The organism is Protofrankia sp. CiT1 (assembly GCF_917627335.1).
Taxonomy (GTDB): Bacteria; Actinomycetota; Actinomycetes; order Frankiales; family Frankiaceae; genus Protofrankia.
In genome coordinates this window covers 26,275-36,497 of sequence record NZ_CAKJTP010000017.1, presented here as the reverse complement: position 1 = coordinate 36,497, position 10,223 = coordinate 26,275, and the positions used below count along the sequence as shown (strand labels likewise).

Sequence of the window (10,223 nt, the reverse complement as noted above, 5' to 3'; positions counted from 1 at the left end):
CGGAGATGTGCGTGTGCATGCGCGGCGGCATGGGCGAGCCCACGTCCTGCCAGGCCCGCGGGGAAGGTCCCACATATCCGGATTGTGCTTACCGTGCTCCGTGCAACCGCGTTCCATACAGTGGTCCGGTGGCCACGGGACCACTGTATGCCGGCCCACTGCGTGCCGGCGTGGAGGCGGACAATACTAACGATATCGGTAATTTCGGTGGGCGGGCCAGGTGAGCGCTGAACCAGCCGCGGGCGACCGGCCCGAGTCGGTCACCCGCGAGGTCAACATGTTGTGTCCGACCTGTGAAGGCCTTGGGTGTGTGACGCTGCTTCAGGTGGCCAGGCTGAGTGGTGAGCCGTGCCAGCTCAGATCCACGACGGCCTGCCCGGACTGCGTGACCACCGGCTACCGCCCGCTCACGCCGCCCATCTGAGCGCGGGGGCCTTCCGGGGCCTCCGGCGACAGGGGCATGGATCAACGGGAGATCCGCAGTAGGCGGCGCGCCTTTTGCGCGTCGAAGTCGAGGGCTTCGACCGGCGTGGAGGCGAGCCGGTGGACGAGCTGGCCCAGTCGGTGTACGTCGGCGGCCACCGCTGGATCGGCGAGGACGCGCAGGGCGAAGGCCAGGTCGCGCGGGCCGACGCCGTAATGCCGCTCCAGCTCGTCCGCGTAGGCGGCGGCGGCGAGGTCGCGCTCGCCGTACTCGCGGTGGCCGCCGCTGGAGCGCGAGGGCGCAAGCAGCCCCAGGGACTCCCGGTATCGCAGCATCCGCGCGGTCGTCTCGAGAACGCCGGCCGCACGTGTGATCGGCAGGCGCTCGCCGGGGCGCAGGCGCACGCGAGTCCGGATTGTGTCGAGTATGCGTGGGGCGTCCAGCACTTTTGGTATGGTCATGATTACCACCGGTCATCTTGACAAGAAAAAGTCAGCTTACTTGACAGGGCGGGCGGGTGACCGGAAGGCTGCTGGTCGACGTTCGATCACCGTTTGTGTGCTCCCCGTTGTCTGACGCCCGCAGCACCGTTGACAGGAGAACCCCAATGGCGGACCTGCCCAAGAACGACATAGCCGATCTCGCCTTGGCCCAGCAGGGCAAGACCCGAATCGAGTGGGCGGACCGGGCCATGCCGGTACTCCGGCAGATTCGCGACCGGTTCGCTGTCGAGCAGCCGTTCCAAGGTGCGAAGATCGCGGCCTGTATGCATGTGACGACCGAGACGGCCAACCTCATGCGGGCGCTCGCGGCTGGTGGCGCCCAGCTCGCCCTGTGCGCGTCGAACCCGTTGTCCACACAGGACGACACCGCCGCCGCGCTGGTCGCCGAGTACGGTATCCCCACCTTCGCCCGTAACGGTGTTGACCGCGACGGCTACTACGCGCATATCAACGCCGCGCTCGACGGCGCTCCGCACTATGTCTTCGACGACGGCTGTGACCTGGTCAACACCTTGCACACCACCCGAACCGAGCTGCTCGCGGGTGTGCGCGGCGGGTGCGAGGAGACGACCACGGGGGTTATCCGGCTACGGCAGATGACCAAGGACGGCGCGCTGCGCTTCCCGATGGTGGCGGTCAACGACACCGACACCAAGCACATGTTCGACAACCGGTACGGCACCGGCCAGTCAACACTGGACGCGATCTTCCGTGCTACCAACACGTTGCTTGCGGGCAAGACCGTCGTGGTTGCCGGCTACGGGTACTGCGGCCGCGGTGTGTCCTCGCGCGCCAAGGGCATGGGCGCGAACGTGATCGTCACCGAGATCGATCCGACCAAGGCGCTGGACGCGGCCATGGACGGCTTCCGCGTCCTGCCGATGATCGAGGCCGCCGCCATCGGAGATGTGTTCATCACCGTCACCGGTAACCGTGACGTCCTGCGCCGCGAGCATTTCGAGGCCATGAAGGACGGGGCGATCTTCGCGAATTCGGGGCACTTCGACATCGAGATTGACATCACGGCCCTGTCCGACCTGGCGGTCGCGGGCCCGCGCCGGGTGCGTCACCAGACCGACGAGTACGTCCTGGCCGATGGCCGTCGCCTGCTCCTGCTCGCCGAGGGGCGCTTGGTGAACCTGGGAGCCGCCGAGGGACATCCGGCCGCGGTCATGGACATGTCCTTCGCGGACCAGGCGTTGACCGCGGAATGGCTGACCAGGAACTGGCAATCCCTCGCCCCGGGGATCCACGATGTCCCGGTTGAGATCGACAAGGAAGTCGCGCGGCTCAAGCTCGCGACGATGGGTCTCACGATCGACGTCCTCACCCCGGCCCAGGAGACCTACCTCAACTCCTGGGAGCACGGTTCCTGACCTTAGCGGTCGCCGCCGGAAGTTCGTCCAGGGTCTGCCGGCGCCTCGCGTCATCGCTCCCCGCACATCGCTTCGCGATGCACGGGTACCCCGGCTCGTCGGCCCCGGTAGCACACCGCTACCGGGGTCTCCGCCGACCGGCGCTGTCAGCCATGCCGGCGGCGGATCAGGCCGGGGGGACGAAGGGCCCGGGCGCCGGCTTGTCAGCAGGCTCGATCAGCCGGGTGGCAGACGATGCGGGGTCCTCGGGTCCCTGTCCCGGTGGGACCTGCTGGCCCTCCGGCAGATACGGGTACGGATACGGACACGGCCGGAGTGGATCCGGCGCTGTCGGGCGCTGATAGCCCGGATGCTGGGAACCCGCGTTCCAGGCTCCCGGTTGCCACGGCGCAGCTCCCGGTTGCCACGGCGCGGGGGCGTCGGCGAAGCGCCGCCGCGCCCGCGCGGTGCGTTCGGCAAGGACGGCGGACAGGTACGCCCAGCCAGGCGTATCCGGTGGCGGCGGCGGGGTGACGACCGCCCGTACGGATGCGGCGAGTTGGCTGCCGATCCGCTCGCGAGCCGCGGGCGAGAGGTCCTGGACCCGCCCGAGGAACTGGCGGATGGCGAGTGCCAGGGCGTCTTCGACCGATGACAGATCCAGCGTGGTCGCCCAGTAGGCGAGTTGCGGGGGCATCGTCACCGGCGCGCTGGTGCCGCGTGGGATCCGCTCCTGCAGGACGACCGTTCCGGCCAGGAGGTCGCCCAGCCGCCTGGATTTTTCCGAGATCAACATGCTGATCACGGCGGGGATCCCCAGCAGGGCTCCGGGCCGTTCGACCACAGCGCCGATCAGGCCCCGGACCAGGGCATGCCGGAACCGGATCGGCCCGCCATCATCCCGCACGACACGCAGTCCCATGGCCGCCTTGCCGAGGGTGCGGCCCTTCCAGACGGTCTCGGCTGTCACCGGGTAACCCACCAGTACCGTGATCACAACGAGCAGATAGACGGTGGCCGCGAGCGCGTCGTTGTCAGGAGCCACGATCCTGAAGGCAACCCAAGCCATGATCATGAGAGCGGTGAGCTGAAGGCTGAAGTCGACGATCCCGGCGATGAGCCGCGAGCCGAGCCGGGCGACTCGAAGGTCGATCGTGACGGCCTCGCCGGTGATGAACTGGCTCAAGCCGCACCTGTGGTCCGTGCCGTTCCGTACATGATTGTTTTTCCCGTCCTGTGGTCGGTCTCTCCGCGCATCTGTGCAGCCTGCCGGATCCCGGGTGATGCAACTCCGGCGGAAGCGCCGGTTATCCTGATCCAGTCTGTCCCCACCCGTCCGGTGTGCGCGCGGTAACGGCCGTGATTCAGATGCAGCGTTGCGGTCCGGGTATGGAGCGTGGCGCGGCGGTGGAGAGGCGGGAAGATTGTGGATCTTGACGCGTATGTCGGTCTGCATCGCGCTGAATGGGCGCGCCTGGAAAATCTTGTCAGGCGCGCGGCGCGGCCCCGCCGTATGTCCGGCGTCGAGCTCGACGAACTGGTGGATCTCTACCAGCGGGCCGCGACCCATCTGTCGGTGATCCGTAGCCGCTGTCCGGACCCGATACTGGTCGACCGTCTCGGTGGCACGGTGACCCGGGCGCGAGCCGTTGTCACGGGCGCGCGGGACCCGGGCTGGCATGTCGTCGGCAGGTTCTTCACCGTGACCTTCCCGGCGGCGGTGTACGCCCGCCGCGGCTGGGTGCTCGCCACCTGCGCGGGCTCACTCGCGGTTGCCCTCGCCCTGGGCCTGTGGGTGCTGAACTCCCCGGCCGCCTACAGCGGGTTGCTCCCCCCGGACGAGGTGGCGGCCATGTGCCGGACGGATTTCGCCCGGTACTACTCGGAGAACCCCGCCGCTTCGTTCGCCGCGCACGTGTGGACGAACAACGCCTGGGTGAGCGCCTCGGCCATCGCGCTCGGTGCGTTGGCGGGCCTGCCGACCCTGGCGGTGCTGCTGGCCAATGCCACCAACCTGGGGCTTGTCGGCGGTTACATGACCAGTTGCGGTGAGTCAACACAGTTCTTCACGCTGATCCTTCCGCACGGGCTGCTGGAACTGGCCGTGGTGTTCACCGCGGGGGCGGTCGGTCTGCGGCTGGGGTGGTCCATGATCGATCCGGGTCCGCGCCGCCGGGCCGAGGCCCTGGCGATGGAAGGCAGGGCCGCCGTCGTGATCTCACTCGGGCTGGCCGTCGCGCTGGCGTTGAGCGGCTTGATCGAGGCGTTCGTGACGCCGTCATCCCTGCCCGCCGGGGTGCGGATCGCCATCGGTGCCGTCGCCCTCGCGCTGTTCGTCGGCTATGTCCTTGTCTACGGCAGCCGTGCCGTGGCCGCGGGGGAGACGGGCGACCTGGAAAAGGATCTTCTCATCGACCTTGCGCCGACCGTCTGACCGGGCTTTGTGACTGGCTGACCGGGGCTGACCGGGGCTCCGTGGGCCGTCTCGGTCGATCTTCTGGTGATCTGTTAGAGCGTGTGTGAGATCGGGCTTTCGATCAGTGAGCCGGAATGACGATCTCACACGCGCTCCTACAGGCGGCCGGCGGATTTCAGGCTCAGGTAGCTGTCGGTGACAGCGGACGCGTAGGTCGCGGGTGGGGCATCCACGACCTGAACGCCGTGCCCGCGGAGCAGGCCGGTGAGCTGGCGCCGCTGGAGCAGCGTCTGCTCGGCCGCGGCGGCGGAGTACAGCGCACGGACGTCCCCGCGCCCGGCCGCGAGCTCGGCCAGGCGTGGGTCGCTCACGGCCGCGACGATGACGGTGTGCCGGGCGGTCAGCGCGGGCAGCGCCGGCACCAGGCCTTCTTCGATCACCGCCGGGACGAGTTCGGTGAACAGCACGACAAGTGATCGTCTGATGGCTATGCGCAGCACCGAGGAGGCGATCGCCTGATGATCGGTCTCGGTGAGCACGGGCTCCACCAGCGCCAGCGCGGCGCTCATCCGGACCAGCGGATTCGGGCCGCCAGCCGCGGGGAGCGTGACGCGGGCGGCGCGTCATGGGCGATCAGGCTGACCCGGTCACCGGCACGGGCGGCCACCGCGCCGAGCAGCAGGGCGGCGTCCATCGCGTGGTCGAGGCGCGGGGTGTCACCGATGCGGCCCGCGCTGGTCCGCCCGGTGTCGAGGAGGCAGATGACCCGGCGATCCCGTTCCGGCCGAAACGACTTGACCGCGACGGTGCCGCGCCGCGCGCTGCTCCGCCAGTCGATCATCCGTACGTCGTCGCCTGGAACGTAGTCGCGCAGGCTGTCGAATTCCGAGCCTTGCCCGCCCCCGCGCAGCGTGGCGTCACCCTCGATCTCCCGCAGGCGGGCCAAGGCGGCGGGCAGGTGGCGGCGGGAGGTGAACGGCGGCAGCACCCGCAGCCGCCAGGGCGCGGCATGCCGTCCCTGTCGGCCAGCCAGACCGAGGGGGCCCAACGAGCGGACGGTTATCCGGTAGGGGTGACGATCACCCCGCCGGGTGGGCCGCAGCACCAGGTCGCAGAATCGTCGCTGCCCCGTTGGAACGGTCACCCGCCAGACACGTGGCGTGGCACCTGACGAGGGCGGCCATGCGTCCCGGACCTGGGCGCGGACCGTCCGGCGGCCGGTGTTCGTCACCGCCAGCACAAGTGGCACCGTCGTTCCCAGCCGTGCGGTGCTTGGCCCGGAACGGGTGAAGACCAGCGTGCGCACCCCGCCGGCAAGGGCGAGATCCACCGCGATCGCGGCGATCAACAGGCCATTGGCCAGCAGCAACGTCCATCCCGGGGCGGGGGAGAACACAACGGCCAATACGCTCGCGAAGGCGAGCGCCGTTGCCCGCCGGGTGACAGCCACCTGGGACTCCTTCGGGCCTCCGGGCACCCGAGCACGATCATGATCGTGTGCCCTTCGGTGGTAGCGCGCTACCGCGGTACGGGCACCGTGGCGAGCACCTGGTTGATGACGCTGTCCGCGGTGACGCCCTCGAGCTCGGCTTCGGGACGCAGCGCGATCCGGTGCCGCAGGGTCGGCCGGGCGAGCGTTTTGACGTCGTCCGGCGTCGCGTATCCGCGGCCGGACAGCCAGGCCCAGGCCCGGGTCGTGGCCAGCAGGGCGGTGGCGCCGCGTGGGGAGGCCCCGAGCTGGACGGCGGGCGCGGCCCGCGTCGCCCGGGCCAGATCGACGATGTAGCCGAGGACCTCCGACCGGATCTGGACGGCGCGGACCGCGTCGCGGGCGACCGCCAGCTGGGACGGCCCGGCGACCGGCCGGATCCCGGCCGCCGCCAGATCGGACGGGTCGAAGCCGGCGGCGTGCTGGGCCAGCAGCCTGATCTCGTCGTCCCGTTGCGGCAGCGGCACGGTGAGCTTGAGCAGGAAACGGTCGAGCTGCGCTTCCGGGAGCGCGTACGTGCCCTCGTGCTCGATCGGGTTCTGGGTGGCGATGACCGTGAACGGCACCGGCAGCCGCCGTGGTGCCCCTTCGACGCTGACCTGGCGTTCCTCCATCGCCTCCAGCAACGCGGCCTGAGTCTTCGGTGGTGTCCTGTTGATTTCGTCCGCGAGCAGCAGGTTCGTGAACACCGGCCCTTCCCGGAAGGTGAACCGGGACGTGGCCGTGTCATAGACCAGCGATCCGGTGACGTCTCCCGGCATCAGGTCGGGGGTGAACTGCAGCCGTTTGGTCTCGAGGGAAAGCGCTGTGGCAAGCGCCCGGACCAGCAGGGTCTTGGCAACCCCCGGGACGCCTTCGAGCAGCGCGTGCCCGCGGCAGAGCAGTGCCACGACAAGGCCGCTGACAGCGGCGTCCTGGCCGACGACCGCCTTGCCCACCTCGTCCCGTAACGCAATCAACGCCTGGCGGGCCGATTCGGGATCGTCTTCGGAATCGTCTTCGGGATCGTCCGAGGTGCCCCGGTCCGGCAGCGCCTGGGCTGCCGGTCGGCCGGGATACAGGCGCGGTTCGGCCACCGGTGCCCCGGTGGCCGCCTCTTTCCGAGCTGGTGTCCGCGCCGCGGCCGCTGCCACGGCATCGCTGTCGCTGGCTGTCCCGGGCGCGCTCACTGTGTCATCACCTGCCTGTCCAGCGCGTCGAGCCGCTGCGCCAGCTCCACCAGTTCGTGATCCGTAACCGATGTGCGCGCCGGCTGGGACATGCCGGTGGCCGCGGCCATGGGATGACTCATCCCGGAACCGTACAGGAGTGACCTGATTTCTACTGGTGGCTGCCCGGTCCGGTCGGCAACCGAGATCACGAGCGTGTCCGGATCCGGTTCGGGATGCGCCGCCGCCGGTTCCCGCCAGGCTGCCGGGCGGGGCCGGGTCGCCAGCCCGAGCCGTTCGGCCAGGCGTGCCCGCAGCCCCGCCCGCAGCGCCGCCGCGGCCAGCTCCCGTGCCTTCCCCGCCGCGTAGAGCCGTCCTCGCCCCTCGACGGTCTCAGCCGCTCGTACCACGACCGGCAGCGGTTCGGCCACCGGTGGCCCGAGCCTGCGTCCCCGCCACAACGCGAGGACGACCACGGCGAAGGCGATCTGCAGGCAGCCGAGCACGACCCGGTCGGGAAGCAGGTCCGCCAGGCTGCTCCTGGCGGCCACCGAGCCTGGTCCGCCCGGACGCGGGAGCACCCATGTCACGCCCGGGTGCCGGTTGAGCAACCCGATCGCAAGTGCCGCGTCGCCCTCCTTTGCCAGCTGCTTGTTGGTCATGAACTCGGCGCTGCCGGACACGACGAACCGTCCGGCCGGGGCTCCCGAGGCGGTACGGACCGGCTGTTCCAGCACGACCAGGGTCGCGGCCGAACGCACTGGGTAACAGGCTGTCACACCGGTGGCGTCCGGTTGAGTGACCCGGAAGCCCGATCCGCCGCCCACGACGGCGGCCCGTGCCACCACGGCCTCGGGCAGCTGGCATTCTGGCGCACGCGCCGCGGCCGGCACACCGCCGGTGTTGGCCAGCGGCAGATCCAGGTTGTTGAGGACCGCGGTGGTCGGCTCGAGGAGCAGTACGTCACCGCCACGGCCGACCACCGCGGTGAGGGCGTCGAGGGTGGCAGGGCTGACACGTTCGGGATAGCGCATCACGATCGTGGTGTCGCGGGCAGCCGCCGTGGCCGCGACAGGATCATCGCTCACCGTGACGCCGACGCCGCGCGCCCGCAGGATCTCGGCCAGTGCTCTGGTCCCGCCTGGTGCGGCCGACGCCGGATCGAGCGGGCGATCGCTGGATTTTTCGATCATGGCGGACGCCGCCGCGTAGGCGACGACAAGCAGCGCCAGGACGGCGCCGATCCGGACACCACGGCGGACCGCCCGCGGATCGGGCCTGGCAGGTAGCGCGGTGGCGGTCACACCGGCACCGCACCGCGTGCGGCCTGACCCACCGGGCGTGGGCGCATGCCGGTGAGCGCCTCATCCGCCCGGACGACGAGCCGGTAGGAAGCTTCGGACGCGTCGAGCGCGCCATACCAGATCTCGCTGAACACGGTCACCGCGGCGGCCAGCGCGGGCGTGCTCCCGGCGTCTATCCGGGCGACCTCGGCGACGAGTTCGCCCGCGGTACGCCCTGGCCGGGGCTGTAGCACTCCGGTCTCCTCCAACATCCGCACGATTGCCCGCAGCCGTGACCGCACCGCTTCGGCGAACGCGCCCGCGAGCGCGAGGCCGTCGGCTTCGGCGCGCAGCGTGGCGGCGGACAGCGGGCTGCTGAGAGAAAGATCGTCCGGGTCCGTCCGCGAGCGCCGTCGGACCGGGCCGAGGCGCAGCCACACGACGCCCGCGGCCAGGGCCGCCACGATCACGATCGCCGCTATGCCAAGCCCGCGTCCCGACGGCTGTGTGGCGCTGGTCCACAGGTCGGTCAGCCGATCGCCGATCCAGTTCAGCACGCGCTCGGACCATCCCGGGCCGGCCTCGTGATAGATCGTCCTGGAAAGCTCACGGCGGGCTTCGCCCGCCGCCCCGTCATGGGTGACCGTTGGCCCGACCATGACGTCTACTCGTACCTCCGGTCGTTCGTCGCGCGCTCCCGCACCGTCTGGACGAGCGTCACGTCCAGCCCCTCCAGCCGGATGCGGCGGTCGATGTACAGCAGCACGATGACCCCCGCGCTGATGGGCGTGGTCACAGCTCTGGCCGCGATGTTCATGACGGCGGTGAGGAGGAGACCGAGTGCCGTCAGCGTGCCGTTGGACGGATCGGTCAGGGAACCGCCGCCGACAGCGATGATCACGGCAAGAGGGATCAGGAGGATGGCCGTGAGGATCCCGACCATGATCTCGGCGAGCAGCAGGATTCCGAAGGTCCGCCACCACGTGCCGCGGACCAGCGTCCACGAACGCCGCAGGGCTGTCGAGATGCTACCGCCCTCGAGAACGAAGGCGGGAGTCGCCATGCAGAGCGCGACCATGACGAAGATGGCGCCGACAAACAGCCCGATGAGCCCGAGCACGGTCAGGAGACCTACCGCGATCGACAGGCCGATCAGCCCTCCGAGCCGAGGCTGGATGCGCCGCAGAGCCTCTCCGGCGCTCATCCTGCCACCCAGGACGGCCTCGCTGACCACCGCGCTCAGCATCCCGGCCAGGACGATGGCGAGAACGCCGTAGAGCACGAAGGTCACGGCTGTGGCGAAGCCCTCAGCCGCGGTGGACGTCCGCTGGCTCCAGGCGGTCAGCAGGGTACTGATGATCTGGACCACGGCGGTTGCGGCGATGGTCAGCCCGACGGTCGCCCCGGGGTTGCGGCGCACCGCGGTGAAGGCACCGTCAAGGATCTCGCCGACCGCGAGCGGGCGCAGCGGGATGATCCCCGGCTTTTCGGCCTGATGCCATGATCCGGGCTGTCCTGGTCCGTACTGGCCAGCATCGCCTGGCGGTTGCTGGTTCCAACCGGGTGGGGGCTGTGGCTGGCCCCATCCGGTTGGCGGCGGTTGCT

At 70.1% G+C, this 10,223-nt stretch carries 9 protein-coding genes and 1 pseudogene; 3 read left to right on the top strand and 7 right to left on the bottom strand.

The window, feature by feature from the left end:
• Positions 1–220 precede the first annotated feature (220 nt).
• Positions 221–424, top strand: a complete 204-nt coding sequence (locus MJ785_RS05195) for a hypothetical protein (protein ID WP_239308143.1) — start codon at positions 221–223, stop codon at positions 422–424.
• Between the two features lie 41 nt (positions 425–465).
• Here the strand turns inward: MJ785_RS05195 and MJ785_RS05190 are convergent, their stop codons facing one another.
• Positions 466–885, bottom strand: coding sequence for a MerR family transcriptional regulator (locus MJ785_RS05190; protein ID WP_239308144.1), 420 nt, complete (start codon positions 883–885; stop codon positions 466–468).
• Positions 886–1,031: 146 nt separating this feature from the next.
• On the opposite strand from MJ785_RS05190, the gene ahcY reads away from it, so the two are divergent.
• Positions 1,032–2,303: an adenosylhomocysteinase gene (ahcY, locus tag MJ785_RS05185; RefSeq protein ID WP_239308145.1), complete on the top strand. Its 1,272-nt coding sequence runs from the start codon at positions 1,032–1,034 to the stop codon at positions 2,301–2,303.
• Positions 2,304–2,469: 166 nt separating this feature from the next.
• Here the strand turns inward: ahcY and MJ785_RS05180 are convergent, their stop codons facing one another.
• Positions 2,470–3,468, bottom strand: a complete 999-nt coding sequence (locus MJ785_RS05180) for an RDD family protein (RefSeq protein ID WP_239380117.1) — start codon at positions 3,466–3,468, stop codon at positions 2,470–2,472.
• 240 nt (positions 3,469–3,708) lie between these two features.
• Here MJ785_RS05180 and MJ785_RS05175 point away from each other — a divergent pair, with 240 nt between their 5' ends.
• Positions 3,709–4,716, top strand: coding sequence for a stage II sporulation protein M (locus MJ785_RS05175; RefSeq protein ID WP_239308147.1), 1,008 nt, complete (start codon positions 3,709–3,711; stop codon positions 4,714–4,716).
• A 137-nt stretch (positions 4,717–4,853) separates the two neighbouring features.
• Here MJ785_RS05175 and MJ785_RS05165 read toward each other — a convergent pair.
• The 5 genes and pseudogenes from MJ785_RS05165 to MJ785_RS05145 all read right to left on the bottom strand — a co-directional run.
• Positions 4,854–6,148, bottom strand: a pseudogene (locus MJ785_RS05165) (DUF58 domain-containing protein).
• Positions 6,149–6,216: 68 nt separating this feature from the next.
• Positions 6,217–7,218, bottom strand: a complete 1,002-nt coding sequence (locus tag MJ785_RS05160) for a MoxR family ATPase (RefSeq protein WP_239380122.1) — start codon at positions 7,216–7,218, stop codon at positions 6,217–6,219.
• 134 nt (positions 7,219–7,352) lie between these two features.
• On the bottom strand, positions 7,353–8,639 hold the full coding sequence (locus tag MJ785_RS05155) for a DUF4350 domain-containing protein (protein ID WP_239380114.1): 1,287 nt from the start codon (positions 8,637–8,639) through the stop codon (positions 7,353–7,355).
• Positions 8,636–9,277 (bottom strand): DUF4129 domain-containing protein, encoded by a 642-nt coding sequence (locus MJ785_RS05150; RefSeq protein WP_239308149.1) that lies wholly within the window; start codon positions 9,275–9,277, stop codon positions 8,636–8,638. Before MJ785_RS05150 ends, MJ785_RS05155 begins: the two co-directional genes overlap by 4 nt.
• 5 nt (positions 9,278–9,282) lie before the next feature.
• Positions 9,283–10,223, bottom strand: a 941-nt coding sequence (locus MJ785_RS05145; protein ID WP_239380113.1) for a hypothetical protein, incomplete at its 5' end; no start/stop codon positions are given.